This window comes from Streptomyces sp. CC0208 (assembly GCF_003443735.1).
GTDB classification, from domain to species: domain Bacteria; phylum Actinomycetota; class Actinomycetes; order Streptomycetales; family Streptomycetaceae; genus Streptomyces; species Streptomyces sviceus.
In genome coordinates this window covers 1,858,221-1,882,821 of sequence record NZ_CP031969.1, presented here as the reverse complement: position 1 = coordinate 1,882,821, position 24,601 = coordinate 1,858,221, and the positions used below count along the sequence as shown (strand labels likewise).

Here is a 24,601-nt window from a genome sequence, read left to right as displayed (position 1 = left end):
TCACTTTTGGTCTTATGGACTATTCGGTGTGCTTGCTAAGTCGGACCGGGTCTGCCACCGGTTCCGGGGGCCGGGGTGGTGTTACGCCCTCGCGACACCGCCGGGCCGCGCCTGCGACGACCGTTTCCAGCGGGCCACGTCCGACGTGCCGCCACGAGAGGGCGAACAGGAGCGCTCCGGTGGTCATGACGGCGTAGAGGAGCCCGGGGGAGCCGGAGAGCGCACCGGTGGCGAGCAGGAGCACATGGGCGGCGTACAGGGTCAGCGGCATGCTGCCCGCCGCCGCGAGCGGTGTGAGCGCCCACGTGAGCAGGGCGCTCCTGGTCAGCAGCAGGGCGCCGCCGAGGATCGCCGCCGCCGAGCCCAGGGTGAGGAGCAGGTCGAAGGGCGTGGTCGCGTGCGGCGCGCGGGAGAGCAGCGCCCACCAGGTCACGCCGTCCGGGCTGTCCCACAGGGCCTCGGCGCGGGAGGCGCCGGGGAACTCCGCGCGCCACAGCTGCCGCAGCCCGTCGAACCGGAACAGGACCAGGGACGACACCAGCCAGACCCCGGCCACGAGCGCGAGACCGCCCCCGAGGAGCCGGGGCGCGAGGCTGCGTGACGTCAGGTCCAGCCGGCCGAGGGCGAGTCCGGCGCACAGATAGGCGGTCCAGGCGAGCACCGGGTAGTCGCCGTGCACGAGCAGGTCCGACACCAGGCCGAGCGGATCGGTGACCACGTCCTGGAGGGTCGGGTCGCCGTCGAACGCGGGCGGGGGCAGCGCGCCCCGAAGCGCGTGGACGGCGAACGGCGCCCCCACGGCCAGGGACAGGGCCAGAGCCGTCAAGGTCCGCGGACCGAGGCCCAGCAGCGGGATCGCGGTCAGGAACAACAGGGCGTAGAAGGCCAGGATCACGTCCACGTCGAGGTCCGCCGCGCGCGAGGCGTAGCCGAGCAGCAGCCCGATCAGCGCGATGACACCGGCCCGCGCCGCCACCGCGACGGTCGCGGGCCGCCCGGTCGCCGGCCGGCGACCGCCGGTCGTGAAGGCCAGACCGATCCCGGCCGTCACGGCGAAGGTCGCCGAGGAACGGCCGCCCGCGAACATCCAGGCGGGCGTGGGCGATCCGGCCTCGTCGAACGCGCCGAACACGTGAACGGAGAACATTCCGAGCAGGGCGAGCCCCCGTGCCACATCGACCCCCACGATGCGCGGCGCGGCTTGCTTCGGTGCGTACGGAGCAGGCATGCGAATTCTCCAGAGTGGGATACGGCGGAATATCGCCCGCTGTTCACCGCACAGCGGAAAATCATGAAGAAGGACCCCCGTGGTTCCGGTGTTCCGGAAGAAAAAGAAGTGCCGTGAGACACGGAATGAAATATGAGAAGGAGCGGTGCGGTATGTGTCTGGAGTGGCCACGCGAGGGGGACGGGGTGGCCTGGCTCAGCCCATGGTCAGGGCTCTGAGAATGCAATCCGAATTGTTTCGAGGCGCTCATGAACGGGTCAAGCGCATTTCATTCAATGGCGGTTTCCTGTCGGTCGACCGTTCATGGTCGGTATGACTCATTCGTGCCGTTCGGTGGCGCCACCGGGGAACTCACTTCATGGACGGTGCATATGTCGTCCGGTATTCCGGTTCCCGGGTCCGCGAAAATCGGCCAGCGGGTGCATGACAGAAAAGGGGTTCGATTTCCTTCGCGATTTCCACGGGGTTGCCCGGCGTTTTCCGCGGTATGACCGAACCGAACGCGAGCGGGCGTTCCCCGCACGGGCGTGCCCCGGACCGGGACGGGGGGATGAGTGCACGCTCCCCTGGCGGATACCTTTAGGACGTGCAGGCAGCAAGCGAATCCCCTCAGCCACCCTCCGGGCGACTCCACCGGGCCCGTGCCCTCTACCGGAACGTGTCGAAGCGCAGGACCGCCTGGCTGCTGCTCAAGGACACCGTCAACTCGTGCATCGAGTACCGCATCCTGGGGCTCGCCGCCGAGGCCGCGTTCTTCTCGCTGCTGTCCGTGCCGCCGCTGCTGCTCAGCCTCATCGGCCTGCTCGGCTACGTCGACGACTGGACCGGCACCGACAGCATCAGCAGCCTGGAGGCCAATCTCCTGGACGCGGCGCGCACGGTCCTGTCCGACAAGGGGGTACGGGAGATCGCGCAGCCGATCCTCGACGACGTGATGAAGGGCGGCCGTCCCGACGTCATCTCGGTCGGCTTCCTGTTCGCCCTGTGGTCCGGGTCGCGCGCGGTGAACGTCTTCATCGACACCATCACCGTCATGTACGGCCTCGACGGGGTCCGCGGCATCGTCAAGACCCGGCTCGTGGCGTTCGCGCTGTTCGTCGCGGCGCTGCTGATCGGCTCGGTGGCGCTGCCGCTGATGGTGGCGGGTCCGGACGCGGTGGTGCGGATCGTGCCGTGGTCGACGACGGTCGTCCAGGTCCTGTACTGGCCGGTGGTGATCATCCTGTCCATCGCCTTCCTGACGACCCTGTACCACGTGTCGGTACCGGTGCGCTCACCGTGGATCGAGGACGTGCCCGGCGCGCTGGTGGCCCTGGCGATGTGGGTGCTGGGGAGCTTCCTGCTCCGGATCTACCTCCAGAGCACGATCGAGGGCGCGACGATCTACGGCTCGCTCGCCGCCGCGGTGGCGGTGCTGCTGTGGATCGGCGTGTCGGCCTTCGCGGTCCTGGTGGGCGCCGCGATGAACGCCGCGATCGACCGCGTGTGGCCGGCGGCGGCCACGGCGGCGGCGCGCGCGGCGCAGGAGCGGGTGCGGGAGGCGCAGGTCGCGGAGTACGTGGCCCGCGCGGCCGCACTCCACGACACCCACCCCGACCCCGACGATCCCGACATGCCCTCGGAGTTCCCGGAACGCTGGTCCCGCTTCCTGCCTCCGGAGGACGTGACCTCTCGTCTGCGGACGCATGCGAAGTCGGCGCACCCCCCGCAGAAGCCCGACGGGTCCTGAAGGGGGTGCGTTGCCGGGTGGGGGCCGGTGGGGTTTCTCGCGCCGTTCCCCGCGCCCCTGGGTCGGTTCGCTCGCCGGAGTCAGGACTTCCACGTTTCCGCAGCCGCCGCCTCCCTCGCGAAGTCCGTGAAGTCCCGGGGCTCGCGGCCCAGGACCTGCTGGACGCCGTCCGAGAGATGGGCGTTGCGGCCGTCCAGGAGCTGCGTGAACGCCTCGATGAGCGCCTCCACCTCGTCCGCCGGTACCCCGAACGCGAGCAGGTTCTCCCCGTACTGCTCCGGTGACACCGCCCGGTACGTCAGCTCCCGCCCCGCCGCCTTCGCGATCTCCGCCACCGCCTCGCCGAAGGTCAGCAACCGTGGGCCGGAGACGGTGATCGTGTCCCCGACGTACCGGTCGCCCCATGCCAGCGCGGCCACCACCACGTCCCCGATGTCCCGCACATCCACGAACGGCTCCCGCACCTCGCCCGCCGGGAACACCAGCTCCCCGCTCAGCCGCAGCTCCTCGACCAGCGGCCCCTCACTGAAGTTCTGCGCGAACCACGCGGCCCGCACGACCGTCCAGTCGGCCCCCGACGCACGCAGCGCCTCCTCCGCGTCCCGTGCCCGGTCCTGCCCCCGCGACGACAGCAGCACCAGCCGTCGTACGCCGGCCCCCACCGCCTCCCGCGCGACCGCCCCGACCGCCTCGGCGGCCCCCGGGGCGCCGATGTCCGAGGGGTACACCAGATACGCCGCGTCCGCCCCCCGCAGCACCTGCGCCCACGTGGACCGGTCCTGCCAGTCGAACCCCTGGGCCCGCGAGGCCGCCCGCACCCTCAGCCCCGCGGCCTGAGCGGACCGCGCCACCCGGCTCCCCGTACGGCCCGAGGCGCCGGTCACCACCACCGTCGTGTTCCGCGTGTTCTGTGTCATGCCGTCGAGTCAACTCCCGTACCCGGCACGGGCCCATCGCTGAACGGCTCATTCCCATGCGCACGCGTCTACGCTGGCCGCATGGACGCTCTGGCAGGCCTGCTGGAAGGACCGCGGGCGCGTGGCGCCTTCATGATCCGCGCGTGTTTCGACCCGCCGTGGGCGGTGCGGATCGAGGACCGGGCACCGCTGACGGTCATGCTGATGGTCCGCGGGGAAGCCGTGGTCCTGCCCGACGCGGGCGAGCCGGTCCGCCTGCGCCCCGGCGACCTAGCCATCGCCCGCGGCCCCGACCCCTACACCTGCGCCGACGACCCCGGTACGGCCCCGCAGGCGCTGATCCTGCCCGGCGCGGAGTGCAGCTACCCCGACGGACGGTCCCTGAACGGCTCCATGGACCTCGGCGTGCGCACCTGGGGCGACCGGCTCGACGGCGGGACGGTGGTCCTCATCGGGACGTATCTGATGGAGGGCGAGATCAGCAACCGGCTCCTGGACGCGCTGCCACCGCTGCTGTCGCTCACCACGGACGTGTGGAAGTGCCCGCTGACCCCCCTCCTCATGGAGGAGATCGTGCGCGACGAGCCGGGGCAGGAGGTCGTCCTGGACCGGATGCTGGACCTGCTGGTCATCGCGGCGCTCCGGGCCTGGTTCTCCCGGCCCGAGGCAAAGGCGCCCGCGTGGTACGCGGCGCTGGCGGACCCTGTGGTGGGGCGGGTGCTGCGGCTGATGCAGGACGATCCCGCGCATCCGTGGACGGTGGCCTCCCTCGCCGCCAAGGCGGGGGTGTCGCGTGCGGCGCTCGCCCGGCGGTTCAGCGAGCTGGTGGGGGAGCCGGTGATGACGTATCTGACCGGGTGGCGCCTCGCGTTGGCGGCGGACCGGCTGCGGGAGGGGAACGCGACGCTGGAGGCGATCGCCCGGCAGGTGGGGTACGGCAGCGCGTTCGCGCTGTCCAGCGCGTTCAAGAGGGGCTACGGGGTCAGCCCGCAGGAGTTCCGGCTGCGGGTCGGCCCGACGTAGCCTGGGGACGTGTACACGGAACGGCCGTCCCGGCTAGCCGGTGCCGTCATCTGGACCGGTGACGGGTCCGGACGTGTCCTGCCCGACGGGTGCATGGATCTGCTCTGGCACGAGGAGCGACTGCTCGTCGCCGGGCCCGATACCCGCGCGTACGTCACCGACGGCGCCCCCAGCACCTGGACCGGCCTGCGCTTCCCTCCCGGTTGCGCGCCCGCCTTCCTCGGGGTGCCCGCCCATGAACTGCGGGACCGGCGGGTGGAGTTGGCCGATCTCTGGCCCGTGTCGGAGGTACGGCGGCTGCGGAGCCGTACAGCCAAGGCCTCCGTCCCCGCCACCGCGCTCGAAAACATCGCCCTGGAGCGCGCGGCCCCTCCCGACCCCGCGCTGCGGGCCCTCGTCGCCGCTCTCGACGCGGGCCGTCCCGTCGCCGCGACCGCCGACGAGATCGGCCTCGGGGCACGGCAGTTGCACCGGAAGTCGCTCGTGGCGTTCGGGTACGGGCCGAAGACCCTGGCCCGGATCCTGCGGCTGCGGCGGGCCCTCGCGCTGGCCGGGGCCGGAGTGCCGTTCGCGGAGACGGCTGCGCGGTGCGGCTTCGCCGACCAGGCCCATCTCGCGCGGGACGTGAGGGAGTTGGCGGGCGTGCCGCTCGGGCGTCTACTCGCCGCCGGGTAGCGGGGCGTACAGGTCGACGCTGTTGCCGTCGGGGTCGTGCAGGGACGCGTACCGCTGGCCCCAGTCGGCGTTCCACGGCTTGAGCTCCCCGTGGAAACCCTCGCCCACCAGCTCCTCGTACACCGCGTCGACCTCGGCCGGGCTGTCGCACCGCAGCGCGAGCCCGGTGCGGCTGCCGGCGGCCGGCGCCCGCCACCCGGGGTGGAAGGAGCGGACCGTGTCCTCGGTGTCGAGCATCAGCCGTACACCGCCCGGCAGTTCGGCCTCCGCGTGCGGCTGGGCCTCCGACCCTTCGGGGAACGGGAACCCGAGCCGCCGGTAGAAGGCGACGGAGGCGGCCATGTCGGAGGCCACCAGTCCGATGGCGTCGAATCGTGGAGTCATGACGTCACGGTAGGCAGGGCCGAGGCGCCCGGTCTTGAAGGAATCGGACACCTCAGCCGAAGGTCACCGGTCCCCGCGGGGTGTCCACCGTGAAGGAGAGGCCCACCGGTCCCTCGGTGAGGGGGAGTTCGGTGTCGAGGGCGGCGAGGAGCGGACGGATCTCGTGCGGCGCCGGGGCGGTCGCGGTCAGGGAGCGCAGGACAGTGGTGGGCAGGCCCGAGGCCGTCGGGTGCGCGGTGGCGCCCCAGTCGATGAGGAAGGGGACCAGGCCGGAGGGATGCTGGGTGTCGCCGTTCGTGAGGCGCCACTCCAGCAGGGTGCCGTCGGGCCGGCGGCGGCTCATCGGGCGGATCTCGCCGGGGTCGTAACCGCGGATCCGGGCCGTCGCCACCGCCGCGTCCAGGTCGGGCGGGCTGATCGCCCAGGTGACCGTGCGGGCAGCGGCGAGCGCGTCGACGCCGAAGGGACGCGGCCCCATCGGCTCCGGCTGCTCCGGATCCGGGCCGATGATCTCCAGATAGGCGGTGCCGCCCAGCGACACGAGATGGTTGCGGGTGCCGAGACCGACATGCACACCCCCGGGGGCGGGGCTCACACCGGTGCGCCGCGTGAAGTCGGCGACCGTCGCCGCCAGGTCGGGGGTCGCCAGGACGAGATGGTCCAGCCGGGCGGGAATCGCGTTCACCGCGCCGAGGCTACGACGTCCGGACCGCACGGCGGAACACCGGCACGACGACACACCTCCTAGGCTCGGGCCATGGCTCCCCGACTCCTCGTGTACACCCGCACCACCGCCTACCGCCACGACTCCATCCCGGCCGCCGTCGACGCCGTCCGCGCCCTCGGCGGCTCCGGCGGCTTCGAGGTGGACGCGAGCGAGGACCCGGCGGCCCTGGAGCGGCCCCTCGACCGGTACGCCGCCGTCGTCTTCCTCTCCACCAGCGGTGAGATCCTCACCCCGGCGGGGCGCGACCGGCTGGCCGCCCACGTGGAGTCGGGCGGCGGGTTCGTCGGGGTGCACGCGGCCGCCTGCACCGAGTACACCTGGCCCTACTACGGTGAACTGCTGGGCGCCCGGTTCGACAAGCACCCCGCGTACCAGCCCGGCAGGATCCGCGTCGAGGACCGCGAGCACCCGGCCACCCGACACCTGCCCGCCGTATGGGAGTTCACCGACGAGTGGTACGACTTCCGGACCAACCCGCGAGGGTCCGTACGGGTGTTGGCGTGCGCCGACGAGTCGTCGTACGACGGCGGCGGCATGGGCGGCGACCATCCGCTGGTGTGGTGCCGGGAGCAGGGCGCGGGCCGCGTCTTCTACACCGCGCTCGGGCACGCCGCCGAGGCCTGGGCGGACCCGGACTTCCGGACCCATCTGCTCGGCGGGATCACCTGGGCGGCACGGCTGGAGCACTGCGGGGCCTGAGCCCGTCCCATCCCGTCCCAGCAGGTCCCCGTACGGCCCGCGCTCCCGGACCGCACCGCCGTACGCGGCACGGACCGTCCCCCGCCGGCCCGGGGACGCCGGCAGGTCTCGCCGTGCGCAGCTCGGCCCTGTGAGTCTGTGCCGTGCCAAGCGAAGCGAGCCGCCCCAGGGGGAACCACGGGGGGAACCACGGCGGTTCGGAAAGGGAGACTTCCATGAGCATGCGCAAGCGGGCCGTCGCGATGATGACGGCCGCGTTGCTGGGCGCCGGGACGCTCGGCCTCGCCGTGGCGCCGGCGGCCGACGCGGCCTCGTACCACGGCATCGACGGCAACGGCGTCGTCAGCGACGACTGGCAGGACGAGGAGAACCTGAGCGTCGACGACTACGCCGACAGCAACGCCACGGCCCTGTGGGAGTCCGTCCTGTACGCGGACGGCGCCAAGTGGCAGGACGAGGACGGGGACTGGCACAACTTCGGCAAGAGCCAGATCGACGGCTCGTTCGGCCCGGAGACCGAGTCGGCCACCCAGTGGTGGCAGGAGCGCTACGGACTCACCGACAACGACGGCGTGGTCACCGACCAGAGCTGGGAGTTCGCCCAGCAGTGGCTCCACGGCCCCGTCTCCGGCGGCGGTGTCCGCTACGACGGCGACAGGCGCGACGTCGACTTCAAGCGGGTCAGCGGCAAGTACCGGGTGAAGCTCAAGGGCACAGGACCCTGGCGGATCGCGTACTACGACCAGGTCGGCTGACCTCTGCCGGCGGGGGAGCGGGCGGCCCCGCGGTCACCCGCTCCCCGACGGCCACGCCCACAGCACCCCCGCCACCAGCAGCACGATGACGGCGAACGCGACCAGCGCCGCCGTACGCCACCGCCGGTACTCGAGACCGGCCGGAACCGACACCGCCACCTCCTGCGCCACCACGGTCACCACCGTGCCGTACGGCCAGACCGGGTCTGCCAGGTCCCACAGCGCCAGCAGCCGCGCCTGGTCCGCGCCCGCCACCCGGCACAGCGCCTGCACCGCCCCCCGCGGCGGCTGCTTGGCCCCGCTGAGATACCGCTGCCAGGACGACTTGCTGTACGCGGTGCGCCGGGCCAGCTCGGCCAGGCTCAGATCCGTCCGGTCCTTGAGGTGCCGCAGCTGTTCGACGAGATGCCGCGCCTCCCTCGGAAGCGAGTCCGGCAGCGGCCGCCAGCGCGTCATGGTCGTCCCCCAAGTGCTCGCCGCCGCCCCGGCAGGGGCAGCGGCCCCCCTCCCCGCCGCAACGTTCGACGCCCGTCCGCCCCGGCCAGTTCCCCTCGCCCGCAGATGACCGAAGCTGAACGAATTGGGCGGTGGGTGGCCCCTGCAGCCGATCGGAGCTCAGTCGCGCGGCGGGGCCGTGCTCGCCCGCTCCACCAGCCGCGTCGACAGCTCGGTGCGGGTGCTCTCCGGGCGGTCGCCCTCCATCATGCGGACCAGCAGACGCAGGGCCGTGGCCGCCATCTCCGACAGGGGCTGACGGACCGTGGTGAGGGCCGGAGTGGTCCAGCGGGCCTCGGGGAGGTCGTCGAAACCCACGACGCTGATGTCGTCGGGGACGCGCAGACCCCGCTCCGCCAGCGCCTCGTACACACCGAGGGCCATGTGGTCGGAGCAGACGAAGACCGCGGTCGGCGGTTCGGGCAGATCCAGGAGTTCCAGCATGCGGAGGTGGGCCGCCCTCTCGTCGAGACCGGCGTGCCGGACGTACTCGGGACGCTGCCGTATCCCCGCCGCCGCGAGCGCGGAACGGTAGCCCGCCACGCGGGCGCTGCTGCACATCCTGCGCTGATGGCCGGCGACGACCGCGATGCGCTCGTGGCCCAGCGCCAGCAGATGCTCCGTCGCCGTCACCCCGCCCCGCCAGTTCGCCGCGCCCACCGAGACCACGCCCGGCGGCGGCTCCAGGACCGGGTCGATCAGGACGTACGGGATGCGGTGCTGGTCCAGCCAGCCGTACTGCGACGAGGTCAGCTCGGCCAGGTTGAACAGCACCCCGGAGGAGCCGCGCGCGGTGAGCTTGTCCATCCAGCCGCGGTCCGGGCGCCCCGCCCGGTTCCGGGTCAGGCCGGCCGAGACCACCACCTCCAGGCCCGCGTCGTGGGCGGCCGCCTCAACGCCGTGCAGCACCGCGCCCGACCAGGAGGTCTCCAGCGAGTGCACGACCAGGTCGACGAGGCCCGACGCCTTCGCCGCGTCGAACCTCGGTCTGCGGACGTAGCCGAGCCGGTCCAGCGCCTCGGTGACCCGGCGGCGGGTCTCGGGGGCCACGTCCTCCCGGCCGTTGACCACCTTGGAGGCGGTCGGCACCGACACGCCCGCCTCCCGGGCCACGACCGCCAGCGTGGGACCGGCCGCCACGCTCGCACTCCCCGTGCGGACCATCGGGAACCACCTCTCCGGCCCGCCCGAGGGCCATGAAAGTTTCGACCAGCGCGGAAACAGTAAGCGCTTCCTACCCTAGGTTCGCCAGGTGAAGTCGGGAAGAGGCCGGGCCACGCGGGTCTTCAGGCCCTCTGACTTTCGAAACCTCGAACGCTCCCCGCGGCTCAGCCGGACACCAGCGGAGGCTTCGACCAGCGGGGCTTCGGCACCCTGATGTACGCCAAGTAGCGGCCGAACCGCGCTCCGCACCGGAATACCGAGCGGAACTGTGGTGCTCTGTTGTTACCGGTGCAGTAGCGCGGTGAGGAGGCTGGTGCATGACAGCAGTCCGGACGAACCCCGTGGTCAGCACGCCCTACGGGACCGTACGCGGCCGGTACGAGAACGGCGTCGCGGTCTTTCGGGGAATCCCCTACGCGGCCCCGCCCTTCGGCCCCCGCCGCTTCCGGCCACCGGAGCCGCCCGAGCGCTGGGACGGGGTGCGCGACACGGTCGACTTCGGGCCGACGGCACCGAAACCCCCGTACTCCGAGGCCTTCGCGCAGTACCTCTCCGACCCCGTCGTGCCCGGCGACGACTGCCTCAACCTCAACGTGTGGACCCCCGAGCCCGGCCCCGGGGCCCGGCTCCCGGTCCTGGTGTGGCTGCACGGCGGCGCCCTGACCAGGGGATCCTCCGCGGTGCCGGTGTACGACGGGCACGCCTTCGCCCGCGATGGCGTCGTGTTCGTCTCGGTGAACTACCGGCTCGGCGTGGAGGGCTACGGTCTCTTCCCCGACGCGCCCGCCAACCCCGGCCTGCGCGACCAGTTCGCCGCCCTGCAATGGGTCCACCAGGCGATCGGGGCCTTCGGCGGCGACCCGGGGCGGGTGACGCTGGCCGGACAGTCGGCCGGCGCGATCAGCACCGGCGCCCTGCTGGCCGCCCCGCAGGCCCAGGGCCTGGTCCGGCGGGCGGTCCTGCAGAGCGGGCCGCCCGAGGCGAGCGACCGCGACAAGGTACGGCGGATGGTGCGCAGGATGGCCACCCGGCTGAAGGTCCCCGCCACCGCCGCGGCCTTCGCCGAGGTCGACCGTGACCTGCTGCTGCGCACCCAGGCCGAGGTGGGCCGGCTCAGCAGCCCGGTCCTCGGCGGCCCCGCGTTCGGGATCGTGGTCGACGGCGACCTCGTGCCGCGCGACCCCCTGGAGGCCCTCACCGAGCCGGACGCGGGCGTCGCGAAGGACGTCGACCTGATGCTCGGCTGGACCAGCGACGAGTACCGCCTCTGGCTCGTCCCCGGCGGCCTCGTGGAGCGCGTCGAACGGCTCGGGCCGGTCGCCCTCGCCGGAGCCATGGCCCGCTGCCACTGCGGCTCCGAGGTGGTCCGCGGCTACCGCGCCCTGCACCCCGACGCCGGCACCGCCGACACCGTCGGCCAGATGGTCACCGACCACCTGCTCCGCATCCCCCTGCACCGCCTGGCCGGGGCCCGTCCGGGCACCTCGTACGTCTACGAGTTCGCCTGGCCCTCCCACCTGCCGAAACTCGGCGCCTGCCACGCCCTGGAGCTCGGCTTCGTCTTCGACACCGGAAACACCCCCGAGTCGGCCAAGCTCGCCGGCGAGGGCGCCCCGACCGAGCTCGCCGACGCCATGCACGGGGCCTGGGTACGTTTCGCCGTCGACGGCGACCCCGGCTGGCAGCCCTGGGACGCCACCCACCCGGTCCAGATCTTCGGCAAGGGCGACCCCTACCTCGTGTCCGGCCCTCGGGACCATGATTTCGCGGTGTGGACGGCGGACCCGACCACCGAGGAGACGGCGCCCGTGTCGGAACCGGCGGAGGGCTGGCCCGCGCGGACCGCGGAACTGCGGTCGGTCGTACGACGGCTGCGGCGCTCGGGGCTCGCGCGGCGGCACTGAGGAACAGCCGGCCAGGGAGACGTCCCCGGGGACGTCGAGTCCCTCCCAGGGCTGAGGGGCAGCAGCGCGGAAATCCGGGGCGGCCCCGACGATGGCTCGGGGCCGCCGCTCGTGGGCCTGTCAGCTGGACGCGATGCTTTCAGGGTCGTCCGCCGGGGTGCCGACGCGGAGCCACCGATAGCCGTACGGGGGCAGGTCGACGTGGAACATGCCGTCCTCGCCCGCCTTGAGACCGGTGTGTCCCTCGTCGAGCAGGTCCGTCAACCGTCCGCCGGATCCGGCCTCGGCCAGTTCCAGCCGTACGGTGTGAGGCCGGTCCGCGAAGTTGTGCACGGCCAGCACGGTGCCGTCGCCGGCGCGGCAGACGTGCGCCAGGACCGCGTCCTCTCCCGTGTTCAGCAAGCGGTAGTCGCCCCACGCCAGTTCGGGGGCCTCCCGGTAGCGTTCGATGAACAGACGCATGCGGCTCAGCAGGGAAGCAGGGTCGCGGCTCTGCTCGTACACGTTGATCTTCTGGGGACCGAACGCGCCGTCCACCAGCGGGTTGGGGAAGGCGTCCGGCTCGGCGGTGGAGAACCCGGCGCCCTTCTCCGGGGTCCACTGCATCGGGGTGCGTACGGCCTGGCGTCCCTCCGCGGCCAGGTTCTCGCCCATGCCGAGTTCCTCGCCGTAGAAGAGCACGGGGGTGCCCGGCAGGGTGAACAGCAGGCTGTAGGCCAGTTCGACGCGGCGTCGGTCGCCGTCGACCATGGGCGGGAGCCTGCGCCGCAGCCCTCGGTCGTACAGCTGCATGTCCTTCTCCGGGCCGAAGGACGCGAACACCTCGGCCCGTTCGGAGTCGCTGAGTTTGTCGAGGGTGAGTTCGTCGTGGTTGCGCACGAACACGGCCCAGTGGGCGTCGCGCGGCGCCGCGGGGCGGTCGCGCAGTGCGGCGGCCAGCGGCCTGGCGTCGTGACGTGCCATCGACAGGTACATCTGCTGCATCCCGACGAAGTCGAAGCACATGGTGAGTTCGTCGCCGCGGTCCGAGGAGGGGTCGCCGAAGAAGCGGGTGGTGCCGTCGTAGGGCAGGTTGACCTCGCCGAGCAGGACCGACTCGCCGTTGCGGCGGCCGAGGAAGGCCCGCAGGTCGGCGAGGTACTCGTGCGGGTCGGGCAGATCCCCCGCGTCGCTCTGTCCGTCGGTCTCCAGCAGGAAGGGCACGGCGTCGACCCGGAAGCCGGACAGGCCGAGCTGGGTCCAGAAGCCCATGATGCGGGCTATCTCGTCACGGACCTCGGGGTGGGCGACGTTGAGGTCGGGCTGCTGCTTGTAGAAGCGGTGCAGGTAGTACTGGCCGCTGCCCTCGTCGTACTCCCACAGGCTGTCCTCCGCGTCGGGGAAGACCACGCCCTGGGGGCCGTCCTCGGGGGGCTCGTCCTTCCAGACGTACCAGTCGCGGTGGGCGGAGTCCCGGCTGGAGCGGGCGTCCTGGAACCAGGGGTGGTCCTCGGAGGTGTGGTTGACGACGAGATCGGCGATCACGCGGATGCCGCGGTCGCGCGCGGTGCGGACGAACTCGGCGAAGTCGCCGAGGGTGCCCAGGCGCGGGTCCACGCCGTAGAAGTCCGTGATGTCGTAGCCGTCGTCGCGCTCCCGCGTCGGGTAGAAGGGCATCAGCCACACGCAGGTCACGCCGAGGCGCACCAGGTGGTCGATGCGCTGGGTGAGCCCCGCGAAGTCCCCGATGCCGTCGCCGTTGCCGTCCTGGTACGTCTCGACGTCCAGGCAGTACACCACCGCGTTCTTCCACCACAGGTCGGACGTGCGGGTCAGACGCATCGGTACTCCTTCGCCGTGGCGGGGATCGGGCGGGTCACGTCGAGTCGCGGCAGTACCCCGGCGCCGAACGCGTCGATGAACGCGGCCTGTTCCCGGCCCACGTGGTGCAGCATCACCGCGTCGAACCCCAGGTCGGCGTACTCCTGGAGCCGGGCGGCGTGCCGGCCGAGGTCGGAGGAGACGTCGACCGTGCGCGCCACCTCCTCGGGGGTGACGTGCTCGCTGACGACGTCGAACAGTTCCGCGGAGTCGAGGTCCCAACTGACCGGCGGGGCGTGCACGTTGGTCCGCCACTGGTCGTGCGCGAGGGCGAGCGCCTCGGCCTCGTCGGGCGCCCAGCTCAGGTGCACCTGAAGATGGAGGGGGCCACGGCCGCCCGCGTCACGGTACGCGCCGATGATCTCGCGCAGGCGTTCGCGCGGGGCGTTGACCGTGATCAGTCCGTCCGCCCACTCGGCGCACCAGGCCGCGGTGGCGGTGCTGCACGCGGCTCCTATCAGCGGCGGTTCCTCGGGCGGCAGCGTCCACAGCCGGGCCCGGTCCACGGTCACCAGTCCGTCGTGGCTGACCTCCTCGCCCCGCAGCAGCGCCCGGATGACGTCGACGCACTCCCGCAGGCGCGCGGAGCGGGTGTCCTTGCGGGGCCAGCCCGCGCCGGTGATGTGTTCGTTGGAGGCCTCTCCGGTGCCGAGCGCGGTCCAGAACCGGCCCGGGTTCATGGACGCGAGGGTGGCGATCGCCTGGGCGACGACGGCGGGGTGGTAACGCTGGCCGGGCGCGTTCACCACACCGAACGGCACCTGGTCGGTGGCCTGGAGGGCGGCTCCGAGCCATGACCAGGCGAAGCCGGACTCTCCCTGTCGCACGCTCCACGGCGAGAAGTGGTCCGAGCACATGGCGGCGGTGAAGCCCGCCTGCTCCGCGCGTACCACGGCGTCGAGCAGATCCGCGGGCGGGATCTGCTCGTGCGAGGCGTGTAATCCGTAGACAGTCATGGCAAGCGACTACCCCCCGGAGGGCCCCTCAGCGGGCGCCGGCCCCACGGGTGTCGGCGCCGTCGGAACTCACGCGCCGCACGGTGCGCGTGGTGGAGTCGGGGGCGCGGGAGGCGACCTCAAGAGGCCCGCTCCGAGCCGTCCGGCCCCGGCTTCGGCCTCGGCGCCGACGGCTTCGTGTCCGGCCGAGCGCCGCCGCGGGTCCGCAGGCCCGCGGGCCCGCAGGCTCGCAGGCCCGCGGGTCAGGCGCTGGCGTGGCGACGGACGGCCGGCCTCCGTGGAGCCGCGTGGTGGGCGGGACGGTCGGTGTCCTCGGACCGGTACTGCCGCAGCCACAGGGTCGTCGCGGACAGCAGACCGGCGAAGACGGCCAACAGGAGTACGGGCACCCACATCTGCCGACTGCCGGGGTTCTGCCAGCCTCCCCAGGCGGCGGTCGCCGCCCAGAGAAGAGCACCCAGCGCGTAGAAGGCTCGGATGCGGCGCATCTGCCGTACCGCCCGCAGGACCTTGGAGTGATCGTTCTTCGGTGCCATGCGGAGCCGTGTACCCCCGATCCCTCCCCTCGATCAGCCTGAGGGGGACTTGTCGCAGCGGGTAGTGGACGACGACCTGCACGGCGCAGGTGGAAGAACCGGACGCCGAAGACGAGCGCGAGTCCTGCGACGGCCGCGGACAGGGGCGCAGGGCATCGCAGGCACGGGGGACTGGGACCCGGTATGCCGCCTACGGGCCTGCGGGCCATGACAATGGTGCAGGTGAGCGGCTTCCCGCCCGTCTCGCGGAGTCCGCGGGCGACCGCCCCCGGAGCCGGCCACACGTCTCCGGCCCCCGACGCTGTGCGCCGGGGGCCGGAGGTCGGTCATGCGAGTCAGCGCTCCGTCGTACCGCTGTCCCGGTAGGAACGACGGGCCGCGTCGGCGGCCTTGTCGGTTTGGGCGTCGTACTTGTCCCCGGTCCGCTCGTCGACCATGCGCTCAGCGCGCGTCACGCCCTTGTCGGCCTGATCCGGGTGACCCTTCGCCATTGCCTTGGCCTTGTTCGCCATGTCGCCCAGCTTGCCCATGGGATACCTCCCGCGATAGCGCGTGCGTCGTACCCGGCGGCGAGTACCCGGGAGGCTCGGGGCAAATCATCCCGAACGGACCGGCAGGCACCTCACGCGGACGGACATGCACGGCCGGGCAGTGGGCACTCGGCAAGATCCGGACGGTCCGCCCTGTCGCCCTTCCCCTCTTGTCCCGGGAGGGGAACGCGGCGAACTGTCGACGTCATGAGCAGGAGGAGCCCGCCGTGGTTGATTCCGTGAGGCCGGCGGCACCGGCCGCAGACCCCGAGGGCACGTCCGCCCCGTCGGAACTGCTCGCGGGGCTGCTCGTGGACGAGCAGCGGCCCGAGCAGCCCATCCTGCTGGCCGGCGACGGCAATCCTCTCGACACCTGGCGCGAGAACTATCCGTACGAGGAGAAGCTCCGACGGAAGCCGTACGAGCGGGAAAAGCGGATCCTTCAGATCGAACTGCTGAAGCTCCAGAAATGGGTGCGCGACACCGGGCAGCGCGTCGTGGTGGTGTGCGAGGGGCGGGACGCGGCGGGCAAGGGCGGCACGATCAAGCGGTTCACCGAACGCCTCAACCCGCGTGGAGCCCGGGTGGTGGCGTTGGACAAGCCGAGCGAGAGGGAGGCCGGGCAGTGGTACTTCCAGCGCTACGTCCCCCATCTGCCCGCTCCCGGGGAGATCGTCTTCTTCGACCGGTCCTGGTACAACCGGGCCGGCGTGGAACGGGTGATGGGATACTGCACCCCTGACGAGTACCGGCACTTCCACGCCCAGGCACCCGTTTTCGAGAAGCTGCTCACGGACGACGGCATCACGCTGGTCAAGTTCTGGTTCTCGGTCTCACGGGGTGAACAGCGCACACGGTTCGCGATCCGCCGGGTCGATCCCGTACGGCAGTGGAAGCTGTCGCCCACCGACCTGGCCTCGCTCGACCTGTGGGACGCCTATACGAAGGCGAAGGTCGACATGTTCCGCGCGACGGACACGCCCTACGCCCCGTGGACCGTGGTGAAGAGCAACGACAAGCGTCGGGCCCGGCTCGAAGCGATGCGGCATCTGCTGCTGCGCTGCGACTACGCGGCCAAGGACGAGGAGGCGGTCGGGTCGGCAGACCCGCGGATCATCGGCGCCGCCAACACTCTCCTGGAGAGCGGGGAGGAACCCACGGACCTTTCCCCCACCCCGCTGTCGCCTCAGGGCGGCGGCCCCGGGCAGCACCCGGAAGAGGGGGACTGAGCGGCAGCGCCACGGACGGCGCTGCGCGGCGCGTGGGCAAAAGGCGCGCCGCCCCGCTCACGCGCCACCCGCTCACGCGCCGCACCGCTCCCGCTAACGCACCGCTCCCGCAATCCCCGAGATCGCCTCAGGACCCACCCGGCAGCATCCCCCGATCAGCCGTGCGCCCGAGGCCCTCCACCCCATGACCTCGTCCGACGTGAACGAGGACCGTCCCTCCCAGCGGCGCGCTCCCGCGTTCCAGGTCTCGCCGCTGTTGGGGTAGACCACGACGGGCTTGCCGGTGACCCGCGCGGCGGTCTCGATCGCGTTGTCCACGTCCTCGGGGACGCAGCAGTTGACGCCGACCGCGATGACCTCGTCCACGTCGGCGGCGAGCGCGAACGCCTCCTCCAGGGGCTGCCCCGCACGGGTGCGGTCGCCCGCGACGGAGTAGGAGAGCCAGGCCGGCACACCGAGACCGCGGACCGCCCGCAGCAGCGCCTGCGCCTCGTCGCTGTCCGGGATCGTCTCCAGCGCCAGCACGTCGGGTCCGGCCGCCGCCAGCACCTCGAGCCGGGGCCGGTGGAACGCCTCCAGCTCGGCCACGCTCAGGCCGTACCGACCGCGGTACTCCGAGCCGTCCGCGAGCATCGCGCCGTACGGCCCGACCGAGGCCGCCACGTACAGCGGCCGCCGTACCCCCTTCGCCTGCGCCTGCCGCGTCGCCTCCTGTGCCAACCCGACGCTCAGGGCGAGCAGTTCGGCGGCCCGCTCGCGCCCGATGCCGCGCTTGGCGAAGCCCTCGAAGGTGGCCTGGTAGCTGGACGTGATCGCCACGTCCGCGCCCGCCTCGTAGTACGCGAGATGCGCCTCGGTGATCGCCTCGGGCCGCTCCGCGAGCAGCCGGGCCGACCACAGCTCGTCGCTCAGGTCGTGCCCGGCGGACTCCAGCTGGTTGGACATACCGCCGTCGAGCACGACCGGACCGGCCGCGAGGGCCTCGGCGAAGGGGCGGGCGAGGGCGTCGGGGACTTCCGGGGTGTCGCTGGTCATGCCTCGACGCTAACCGAAGGCCCGCCGGACGGCCGCGGCTGTCCGGTCCGCGAACACCGGGACCGGCATGCGGACCGGGGTGCGGACCGGACCAGGGTGCGGGCCGGACAGGGGTGCCGCGGAACCCCGGATCGTTCAGTGCGCCGCGTGGCGCCCGCCCTCGGGTCGCCTGCTCCGCCTCCGCGCGGTCTGCGGGGCCACCAGGCCGCCCAGCAGTCCCAGTGCCAGAACGTACGGCCACCAGCCCAGTCCCTCGGCCGCCTCACCCGTGGCGTGGGGCGCCGCGGCCGCCGCCTTTGGCGTCGAGGCAGAGCGGACACGCGGGGACGCGCTTGCCGACACGGCGGTCAGGACGACGTCGTTGCCGTCGCCGCCGCGGTAGGTGAGGCGGTAGGTCGTGTCGGCGAGCTTGAGCCGCGTGCCCTCCTTCAGGCCCTTGAAGGCGCCCACGACCTTCGCACCGCCCTTGTTGTCCAGCACGGTGATCCTGCGGGCCGGGTCCGTGCCGGCCGCGGCGAGGTCGAGGTCACCGGACAGCCGTACCGGACCCGTCACCTTCAACGGGGCGCTTCCCAGCACCAGTTGGCCCTTGGCGCTCTGGGTGTACCCGCCGGAGACGGTGAGACCGCCCGCGACCACGCCCTCGTTGGTGACCGTGCCCTTCACCGTGCCCTTGCCGGACAGTGCGGAGACCACCCGGAGGCCGGCTGTGCCGACGTCGAGCCGTGCGGCCGTCGAGGTGAGCCGGATTCCCTTGCTGCGGGCGAGCGTTGCACCGCTCCGCAGGGCCAGCGTGCCCCGCTTGACCGTCGTCGTCCCGGTGTAGGTGATCGCGCCGCCGGTCAGTGTGGTCGTCGCCCTGCCCGTCTGGCTGAGCGAGCCGCTGCCGCTGATCCGGGGCAGGGTCAGGGACCTGGCCGCGTTGTCGAGCACGAGCGAGCCGTTGTTCACGAGCCTGTAGAGACGGCCCCCGGTGTAGAGCCCTCCGTCGCCCCCCGGCCTGCCGCTGCCCAGGCGCAGTACGGCACCCTTCTCGACGGTGGTGGAACCGTCGTAGTACTGGACGGCCGCGAAGGTGACGTCGTTGCCCTTGGTCCCCTTGATGACGATGTCACCCGCACCGGGCGCGGACAGGGTGTCGTGGAAGCGGCCGCCGCCGATCGGGGCGCCGAGGGTGACCGGCCCGTTGTAGTCGAAGGTCAGCAGTGAACGGGAGCGCGCCGCGAGGAGGTTGATGTACACCGTCTTCGCCGTGCCCGGCATGAAGATCCTGCTGGTCGTCCCGTCGCCCCACTGGACGTTCGCGCCCTTGATGTTGGTGCCGCGCTTGTTGACGTTCTTGGCGGCCGGAGTCCAGTTCAGGGCGGGGTCGCTGAGCGAGGGATCGGTGTCGCCGCCCTGGTTCGACCAGCTGTACTGGCCCGTCAGGATCACCTTGCTTCCCGGCCGGGACTGGACGTTGATGTCGCTGCCGTACTCGCGCTGGTAGAAGTCCATCCGCTCGGTGACGGTCTGTCCCAGCGGGGTGTCCACGGTCCAGGTGCCCTGGTTCAGCACCTTGCGCATGTTCGGCAGAGCGGTCGCGTACTCGGGCCGCCCCGCGTTGGTCTGCGTGCCGTTGTCGACGACCCCGGAGAACGGGCCGGACGTCAGATCCCAGGTGCCCCAGAGGAAGCGCGGCTGGGTGATCAGGCCGGAGCCGCTGACGGTGCCCAGGTTGTAGGCGCTCGTCAGGGACAACCGCAGGGTGCCGTCGACCCGGATGTTGTCCTGGTTCAGCCGGAACGCCGGGGTGTTGTAGGGGAAGTGGCCGATCAGGCCTGTCGTCCCGCCGTCGCCGTACTGCAGGGTCGCCCCGCGCTCGACCGTGATCGCGGGCGGGTCCGGGTGGGACGTGGTGACGTACGGGTGGTTGCCACCCTGAGTCCGCACGGACTGCCGCTGGCGGGACCTGGGCAACGTGAAGTCGCTGTCCTTGGTGAGGACCAGCGTCCCGGTGCCGCGCACGGTCAGCGTGCCCTCGCCGCGGAACACCCCGTCGTACGTCGTCGTCCCCGCGGGCACGCTCACGACCGTGTCGCCGGTCAGGGTGACGTCCCGGTCCGCGAGGACGTCGGCGGTGACGTCCCGGGGGCCGGCGGCCAGAGCCGGAGGAGCCCAGGCCAGGAGGGCGACGAGGGCGCTCGCGACTGCTGCTGTCTTGTGGGTTTGGCTGCTCACATGATCGGAGACGCGCGACGGCCGGACCGATAACAGAAATCCGGTACGCAGAAAGCGCCTTCTTTTGGTCGCGTCCGACCCGTTGACCTCCTGGTTCCCCAGCCGTACCTTTCGGCTGTTCGCAATCACAACAGATGTTCTCAATATCGAACATCTCTCTCAGGACACCCCCACCCGAGAGGCAGTCCGTATGAGCCGCGCCCCCGACGTCCCCCACCGACGACTGCTGCTGAAAGGTGCCCTGGCCGCGGGCGCCCTGGCCGCGACCCCCACCGTCGCCGAAGCCGCCCCGCGCCCGAAGAAGGCCGCGCCCTTCGTGAACCCGCTCGTCCGCCAACGCGCCGACCCGTACATCCACCGTCACACCGACGGCTACTACTACTTCACGGCCACCGTCCCCGAGTACGACCGCATCGTCCTGCGCCGTTCGCACACCATCAACGGCCTCGCGAGCGCCGACGAGTCCGTCGTCTGGACCAAGCACCCTACCGGTGTCATGGGCGCCCACATCTGGGCGCCGGAGATCCACCGCATCGGCGGCAAGTGGTACATCTACTTCGCCTCCGCGCCCGCCGAGAGTGTGTGGGACATCCGCATCTGGGTCCTGGAGAACGCCAACCCCAACCCCTTCAAGGGCACTTGGGCGGAGAAGGGGCAGATCAGGACCGCCTGGGAGACCTTCTCGCTGGACGCCACGACCTTCACCCACCGCGGCTCCCGCTACCTCGCCTGGGCGCAGCACGAGCCCGGCCTCGACAACAACACCGGCATCTTCCTGTCCAGGATGGCGAACCCATGGACCCTGACAGGTCCTCAGATCCGGCTCTCCACCCCGGAGTACGACTGGGAGTGTGTCGGCTACAAGGTGAACGAGGGGCCGTCGGTCATCGCCCGCAACGGCCGCCTCTTCATGTCCTACTCGGCCAGCGCCACCGACTGGCACTACTGCATGGGCCTGCTCACCGCCGACGCGAACGCCGACCTCATGAACCCGGCGAGCTGGTCCAAGTCGCCTACCCCCGTCTTCACCAGCAACGACACCACCAGGCAGTACGGCCCGGGCCACAACTGCTTCACGGTGGCCGAGGACGGCCGCAGTGACGTCCTCGTCTACCACGCCCGCCAGTACAAGGAGATCGTCGGCGACCCGCTGAACGACCCCAACCGCCACACCCGCGTCCAGAAGCTCGGCTGGCACGCGGACGGCACCCCGGACTTCGGCATACCGGTGGCCGACACCGCCACGGACACGGAGGTCGCGTCATGAGACGTGCATACGCCGTACTGCTCGCCCTGTGTCTGGCCCTGGCCGGCGCCCTGGTGACGGCCGGACCTGCCCAGGCCGCCCCGCTGACCATCCCCAACGGCGTCCAGTTCACGGACACGTCGGGAAACGCCCTGCACGCCCACGGCGGCGGGGTCATCAAGGTCGGCTCCTACTACTACTGGTTCGGCGAGGACCGCAACGCCGACAACACCTTCCGGTACGTGGACGCCTACCGCTCCACCGACCTGAAGAACTGGGAGTTTCGGAACCACGTCCTGACCCAGTCCAGCGCCTCCGAGCTGTCCACCGCCTACATCGAGCGGCCCAAGGTCATCTACAACGCCTCCACCGGCAAGTTCGTGATGTGGATGCACAAGGAGAACGGCACCGACTACAGCGAGGCCCGCGCGGCCGTCGCCGTCTCCTCCACGGTCGACGGGAGCTACACCTACCAGGGCAGCTTCCGCCCGCTGGGCGACAACATGTCCCGCGACATCACGACGTTCGTCGACACCGACGGCACGGGCTACATGGTCTCGGCGGCCAACGAGAACTACGACCTGCACATCTACAAGCTGACCGCCGACTACACCGGCATCGCGAGCCTCGTCGCCAACCCGTGGGTGGGCGGACACCGCGAGGCCCCGGCCCTGTTCAAGCGGGGCGGCGTCTACTTCATGCTGACCTCGGGCGCGACCGGCTGGAGCGCCAACCAGCAGCAGTACGCCACCGCGACCTCCCTGGCCGGCCCGTGGACCTCGATGGCGAACGTCGGCGACTCCACGACCTACAACTCGCAGACCGCCTACGTCCTTCCGGTGCAGGGGACTTCGGGCACCTCGTACCTCTACATGGGCGACCGCTGGGGCAACTCCTTCGGCGGGACCGTCAACGACTCCCGGTACGTGTGGCTGCCGTTGACCTTCCCCACCTCCACCACGATGTCCATGTCCTGGTACCCCCAGATCACGATCGACGCGGCGGCCGGGACGATCAGCGGCACCAGCGCCACATACAACACGCTGGTCTCCCGCAACAGCGGAAAGTGCGCGGACGTGGCCAGCCAGTCGCTGTGGCAGGGCGTCGCGATCAGCCAGTACACCTGCAACGGCGGTGCCAACCAGAAGTGGTGGTTCAAGGACCTCGGCACCGGCTACTACCAGCTGGTCGGCCGCGGCAGCTCCCTGTGCCTCCAGGAGAACGCCACCAACGTCACCCAGGAGAACTGCGGGAGCGCGACCGCCCAGCAGTGGTCGGTGGTCACGTCGGGCTCGTACGTGACCGTCAAGGCGCGCGCCAGTGGTGAGTGCCTGGACGTGAACGGCGCGTCCACCGCCAACTCCGCCGCGATCATCACGTACACGTGCAACGGAGCGGCCAACCAGCAGTGGACGCGCGGGACCTGACGTCAGGCCAGCAGATCGATCGCGTCGATCGATGTGCCCGCACTGAGGAAGGACGTCGACCCCGAACCGCTCGCCACGTAGATCTTCAGCGTGTTGTAGGCGCTGGTGTCCGTCAGCCAGGCGGACGCCGGCACGCTGTAGGTGAACGTGTAGTTGTTGCCCCGGTACGAGCCCACGGTCAGCGACCGGGTGCTCGGCTGGGTGGGCGGGGAGGGGACGGCGGAGGTCCAGGTGTCGTTGACGACGACCTGCGGGCGGCCGTTGGCGTAGGCCGTCGTCACCCCGATGCGCAGGGTGTGCGCGGCGGCGGCCTGGGCGGCGGTCAGCTTGAAGTAGACGATGATTCCGCTGTTGACGTCCTTCCACAGGTAGCAGGGGAAGGCCGAGGTCTCGGTGCCGCTGCCGATGACGACGTTGCCGGTCCAGGAGGAGGCGCGGACGTCGGACGGATGGGCGTACGTCATCAGGTCGGCGTTCTTGAAACCGCCGGGCGTGCCGTCCCAGTTGTTGATGCGCCAGATCGCGCTCGCGTTGCTGGGATCGTTCGAGGACGGGATCGCGATGCTGTTGAGGGTGGTCGTGCCGCCCGCGCTGACGCTCACCGAGCCGGTGTAGACGGCGAGTTCACCCTTGAAGACGGTCAGCGTGTACGTCCCCGGCAGCACACCCCCGATGGAGAAGTAGCCGTCCGACGACCGCGCCGAACCCCAGTACTGGGCGGCGGAGTTGGCGAGCCCGACCGTGTAGGCGTACGCCGTGTTCCGCCGGGTGATGCCGACGCCGGCGACCTTGCCCCGGCCGCTCGCGGGGACGTAGCCCGAGATGCCGAGCGAGTCCGCCCAGGAGGTGGTGAGGGTCCCGGGGTACAGCGCGGAAGAGGGGGCGCCGCCGTCGGTGAAGGCGATGACGTAGGGGCCCTGGAGGCCGAAGCGCTGGGCCTCCGTCTGGTTCTCGCCGTAGTACAGGATCTCGTACAGACCGCCGCCGTCCGCGCTCTGGTGGCGCAGCAGGGAGCGGTAGAACGGGCCGCCGGAGGCCTTCTCGTGGTTGGAGCGCACGATGTACAGACCGACGCTGCCGGTGGTCCAGCCGACGTAGTTGTAGTCGATGACCCGCGCCTTCGCGTAGTGCTTGGAGCGGGTCTGACCGTCGGACTTCTTGAAGACGTCGGAGGCCTCGATGGTGGTGGGCGCGTAAGTGTACGAGTCGGGCTCGTCGTTGAGGAACTTGCCCGCGTTGACGCGCAGGATGTAGCGGGTCGCCGAGACCGAGTCGTCGGCCTTGTTGGTCCACAGATAGACGTTGTTCTCACCGCTGCGGGCCGCGTAGTAGTGCTTCAGCGTGCCGTACGCGACCGAGATCAGGATCGTCGTGCCGGACTGCTTGATGCTCACGGTGGAGGTGCCGAGGCCGGACTCGATGTGCGAGTTCTTGCCGCCGTAGCCCTGGTACTGCGTGCCCTTGTAGACCAGCGAGGTCAGATCGCCGTTGGTCTTGCTGATCTTGAAGACGAGGTTGGCGCCGGTGTCGACGACGTAGTTTGAGCCGTCGTCGGACCAGCCGAAGCTCGCGGCGGAGGCGCTGTCGGCGAGCGGCCCGGCGAGGGCGGCGGTGCCGGCGGCGGCCACGGTGCCGAGGACGAAGGTGCGGCGTCCGACCGCTGCGTGCACGGTGGATTCGGACATGGGGGTGCCTCCTTCGGAGACGTGTGGGGGTGGTGCGGGTGCTTTGGAGGGTGACAGTTGAATCGATTTCGCGAAAGGGCTTTCACTGCCTGGGAGTTGGCAATCTTGTGAAACTCGCGCAGGGACTAGAAAGCGCTTGCAGATGGGGGTACGGTCCAGCCGCCAGGCCTTGTCGTC

General features: G+C 71.3%; 22 protein-coding genes. 9 read left to right on the top strand and 13 right to left on the bottom strand.

The features are described from left to right. Window positions 1–19: 19 nt before the first annotated feature. Window positions 20–1,228 carry a heparan-alpha-glucosaminide N-acetyltransferase domain-containing protein gene (locus D1369_RS08580; protein WP_007385547.1) on the bottom strand — a complete coding sequence of 403 codons (1,209 nt, stop codon included), beginning with the start codon at window positions 1,226–1,228 and terminating at the stop codon, window positions 20–22. 586 nt (window positions 1,229–1,814) lie between these two features. On the opposite strand from D1369_RS08580, the gene D1369_RS08575 reads away from it, so the two are divergent. Further along, window positions 1,815–2,957 carry a YihY/virulence factor BrkB family protein gene (locus D1369_RS08575; protein WP_037901784.1) on the top strand — a complete coding sequence of 381 codons (1,143 nt, stop codon included), beginning with the start codon at window positions 1,815–1,817 and terminating at the stop codon, window positions 2,955–2,957. An 80-nt stretch (window positions 2,958–3,037) separates the two neighbouring features. Here the strand turns inward: D1369_RS08575 and D1369_RS08570 are convergent, their stop codons facing one another. Next, a complete protein-coding gene (locus D1369_RS08570) occupies window positions 3,038–3,874 on the bottom strand; it encodes an NAD(P)H-binding protein (RefSeq protein ID WP_007385549.1) in 837 nt (278 codons plus the stop codon). 81 nt (window positions 3,875–3,955) lie between these two features. Between D1369_RS08570 and D1369_RS08565 the strand changes: the two genes are divergently transcribed. Both D1369_RS08565 and D1369_RS08560 read left to right on the top strand, forming a co-directional pair. After that, window positions 3,956–4,897, top strand: a complete 942-nt coding sequence (locus D1369_RS08565) for an AraC family transcriptional regulator (RefSeq protein ID WP_007385550.1) — start codon at window positions 3,956–3,958, stop codon at window positions 4,895–4,897. Between the two features lie 9 nt (window positions 4,898–4,906). Beyond that, window positions 4,907–5,572, top strand: a complete 666-nt coding sequence (locus D1369_RS08560) for a helix-turn-helix domain-containing protein (protein WP_007385551.1) — start codon at window positions 4,907–4,909, stop codon at window positions 5,570–5,572. Here D1369_RS08560 and D1369_RS08555 read toward each other — a convergent pair. Both D1369_RS08555 and D1369_RS08550 read right to left on the bottom strand, forming a co-directional pair. Continuing rightward, the gene (locus tag D1369_RS08555; protein ID WP_007385552.1) at window positions 5,555–5,956 is read right to left on the bottom strand and encodes a VOC family protein; all 402 of its coding nucleotides are present in this window, start codon (window positions 5,954–5,956) and stop codon (window positions 5,555–5,557) included. The genes D1369_RS08560 and D1369_RS08555 overlap by 18 nt on opposite strands. Before the next feature lie 52 nt (window positions 5,957–6,008). Beyond that, window positions 6,009–6,641, bottom strand: coding sequence for a VOC family protein (locus tag D1369_RS08550; protein ID WP_007385553.1), 633 nt, complete (start codon window positions 6,639–6,641; stop codon window positions 6,009–6,011). A 72-nt stretch (window positions 6,642–6,713) separates the two neighbouring features. On the opposite strand from D1369_RS08550, the gene D1369_RS08545 reads away from it, so the two are divergent. Together D1369_RS08545 and D1369_RS08540 are read left to right on the top strand one after the other, a co-directional pair. Further along, complete coding sequence (locus D1369_RS08545) at window positions 6,714–7,382, top strand: ThuA domain-containing protein (RefSeq protein ID WP_007385554.1); 669 nt, start codon at window positions 6,714–6,716, stop codon at window positions 7,380–7,382. 215 nt (window positions 7,383–7,597) lie between these two features. Next, on the top strand, window positions 7,598–8,137 hold the full coding sequence (locus D1369_RS08540; RefSeq protein WP_037901787.1) for a peptidoglycan-binding protein: 540 nt from the start codon (window positions 7,598–7,600) through the stop codon (window positions 8,135–8,137). 33 nt (window positions 8,138–8,170) lie between these two features. Here D1369_RS08540 and D1369_RS08535 read toward each other — a convergent pair whose 3' ends face one another. Further along, complete coding sequence (locus D1369_RS08535) at window positions 8,171–8,593, bottom strand: helix-turn-helix transcriptional regulator (RefSeq protein WP_037901789.1); 423 nt, start codon at window positions 8,591–8,593, stop codon at window positions 8,171–8,173. A 159-nt stretch (window positions 8,594–8,752) separates the two neighbouring features. Beyond that, window positions 8,753–9,796, bottom strand: a complete 1,044-nt coding sequence (locus D1369_RS08530; RefSeq protein ID WP_007385557.1) for a substrate-binding domain-containing protein — start codon at window positions 9,794–9,796, stop codon at window positions 8,753–8,755. A 317-nt stretch (window positions 9,797–10,113) separates the two neighbouring features. Between D1369_RS08530 and D1369_RS08525 the strand changes: the two genes are divergently transcribed. Then, entirely contained in the window at window positions 10,114–11,700 is a 1,587-nt protein-coding gene (locus D1369_RS08525) for a carboxylesterase family protein (protein ID WP_205574461.1), read from the top strand. Window positions 11,701–11,820: 120 nt separating this feature from the next. On the opposite strand, the gene D1369_RS08520 is transcribed toward D1369_RS08525, so the two are convergent. The 4 genes from D1369_RS08520 to D1369_RS08505 form a co-directional block, all read right to left on the bottom strand. Then, on the bottom strand, window positions 11,821–13,521 hold the full coding sequence (locus D1369_RS08520) for an alpha-amylase family protein (protein ID WP_118082372.1): 1,701 nt from the start codon (window positions 13,519–13,521) through the stop codon (window positions 11,821–11,823). Beyond that, window positions 13,512–14,516 carry a TIGR03885 family FMN-dependent LLM class oxidoreductase gene (locus tag D1369_RS08515; protein WP_007385559.1) on the bottom strand — a complete coding sequence of 335 codons (1,005 nt, stop codon included), beginning with the start codon at window positions 14,514–14,516 and terminating at the stop codon, window positions 13,512–13,514. Before D1369_RS08515 ends, D1369_RS08520 begins: the two co-directional genes overlap by 10 nt. Window positions 14,517–14,758: 242 nt before the next feature. Then, the gene (locus D1369_RS08510; RefSeq protein WP_118082371.1) at window positions 14,759–15,052 is read right to left on the bottom strand and encodes a hypothetical protein; all 294 of its coding nucleotides are present in this window, start codon (window positions 15,050–15,052) and stop codon (window positions 14,759–14,761) included. A 335-nt stretch (window positions 15,053–15,387) separates the two neighbouring features. After that, entirely contained in the window at window positions 15,388–15,582 is a 195-nt protein-coding gene (locus tag D1369_RS08505; RefSeq protein WP_007385560.1) for an antitoxin, read from the bottom strand. 239 nt (window positions 15,583–15,821) lie between these two features. Here D1369_RS08505 and ppk2 point away from each other — a divergent pair, with 239 nt between their 5' ends. After that, window positions 15,822–16,811: a polyphosphate kinase 2 gene (gene ppk2, locus D1369_RS08500; protein WP_050789779.1), complete on the top strand. Its 990-nt coding sequence runs from the start codon at window positions 15,822–15,824 to the stop codon at window positions 16,809–16,811. A 93-nt stretch (window positions 16,812–16,904) separates the two neighbouring features. Here ppk2 and mmuM read toward each other — a convergent pair whose 3' ends face one another. Both mmuM and D1369_RS08490 read right to left on the bottom strand, forming a co-directional pair. Further along, a complete protein-coding gene (gene mmuM, locus D1369_RS08495) occupies window positions 16,905–17,846 on the bottom strand; it encodes a homocysteine S-methyltransferase (RefSeq protein WP_007385562.1) in 942 nt (313 codons plus the stop codon). Window positions 17,847–17,981: 135 nt separating this feature from the next. Continuing rightward, on the bottom strand, window positions 17,982–20,066 hold the full coding sequence (locus D1369_RS08490; RefSeq protein ID WP_037901793.1) for an autotransporter: 2,085 nt from the start codon (window positions 20,064–20,066) through the stop codon (window positions 17,982–17,984). Window positions 20,067–20,256: 190 nt separating this feature from the next. Here D1369_RS08490 and D1369_RS08485 point away from each other — a divergent pair, with 190 nt between their 5' ends. Both D1369_RS08485 and D1369_RS08480 read left to right on the top strand, forming a co-directional pair. Next, entirely contained in the window at window positions 20,257–21,333 is a 1,077-nt protein-coding gene (locus D1369_RS08485) for a glycoside hydrolase family 43 protein (RefSeq protein WP_037901795.1), read from the top strand. Further along, window positions 21,330–22,739, top strand: coding sequence for an RICIN domain-containing protein (locus tag D1369_RS08480; protein ID WP_007385565.1), 1,410 nt, complete (start codon window positions 21,330–21,332; stop codon window positions 22,737–22,739). Before D1369_RS08485 ends, D1369_RS08480 begins: the two co-directional genes overlap by 4 nt. A gap of 2 nt (window positions 22,740–22,741) precedes the next feature. Here the strand turns inward: D1369_RS08480 and D1369_RS08475 are convergent, their stop codons facing one another. Continuing rightward, on the bottom strand, window positions 22,742–24,424 hold the full coding sequence (locus D1369_RS08475) for a rhamnogalacturonan lyase B N-terminal domain-containing protein (protein ID WP_007385566.1): 1,683 nt from the start codon (window positions 24,422–24,424) through the stop codon (window positions 22,742–22,744). Between the last annotated feature and the right edge of the window lie 177 nt (window positions 24,425–24,601).

Bases quoted from the DNA above. Each gene is read 5' to 3' on its own strand.
- D1369_RS08580 (WP_007385547.1), bottom strand. From the start codon at position 1,228: ATGCCTGCTCCGTACGCACCGAAGCAAGCCGCGCCGCGCATCGTGGGG.
- D1369_RS08570 (WP_007385549.1), bottom strand. From the start codon at position 3,874: ATGACACAGAACACGCGGAACACGACGGTGGTGGTGACCGGCGCCTCG.
- D1369_RS08565 (WP_007385550.1), top strand. From the start codon at position 3,956: ATGGACGCTCTGGCAGGCCTGCTGGAAGGACCGCGGGCGCGTGGCGCC.
- D1369_RS08555 (WP_007385552.1), bottom strand. From the start codon at position 5,956: ATGACTCCACGATTCGACGCCATCGGACTGGTGGCCTCCGACATGGCC.
- D1369_RS08545 (WP_007385554.1), top strand. From the start codon at position 6,714: ATGGCTCCCCGACTCCTCGTGTACACCCGCACCACCGCCTACCGCCAC.
- D1369_RS08540 (WP_037901787.1), top strand. From the start codon at position 7,598: ATGAGCATGCGCAAGCGGGCCGTCGCGATGATGACGGCCGCGTTGCTG.
- D1369_RS08535 (WP_037901789.1), bottom strand. From the start codon at position 8,593: ATGACGCGCTGGCGGCCGCTGCCGGACTCGCTTCCGAGGGAGGCGCGG.
- D1369_RS08530 (WP_007385557.1), bottom strand. From the start codon at position 9,796: ATGGTCCGCACGGGGAGTGCGAGCGTGGCGGCCGGTCCCACGCTGGCG.
- D1369_RS08525 (WP_205574461.1), top strand. From the start codon at position 10,114: ATGACAGCAGTCCGGACGAACCCCGTGGTCAGCACGCCCTACGGGACC.
- D1369_RS08520 (WP_118082372.1), bottom strand. From the start codon at position 13,521: ATGCGTCTGACCCGCACGTCCGACCTGTGGTGGAAGAACGCGGTGGTG.
- D1369_RS08515 (WP_007385559.1), bottom strand. From the start codon at position 14,516: ATGACTGTCTACGGATTACACGCCTCGCACGAGCAGATCCCGCCCGCG.
- D1369_RS08510 (WP_118082371.1), bottom strand. From the start codon at position 15,052: ATGGCACCGAAGAACGATCACTCCAAGGTCCTGCGGGCGGTACGGCAG.
- D1369_RS08505 (WP_007385560.1), bottom strand. From the start codon at position 15,582: ATGGGCAAGCTGGGCGACATGGCGAACAAGGCCAAGGCAATGGCGAAG.
- mmuM (WP_007385562.1), bottom strand. From the start codon at position 17,846: ATGACCAGCGACACCCCGGAAGTCCCCGACGCCCTCGCCCGCCCCTTC.
- D1369_RS08485 (WP_037901795.1), top strand. From the start codon at position 20,257: ATGAGCCGCGCCCCCGACGTCCCCCACCGACGACTGCTGCTGAAAGGT.
- D1369_RS08480 (WP_007385565.1), top strand. From the start codon at position 21,330: ATGAGACGTGCATACGCCGTACTGCTCGCCCTGTGTCTGGCCCTGGCC.
- D1369_RS08475 (WP_007385566.1), bottom strand. From the start codon at position 24,424: ATGTCCGAATCCACCGTGCACGCAGCGGTCGGACGCCGCACCTTCGTC.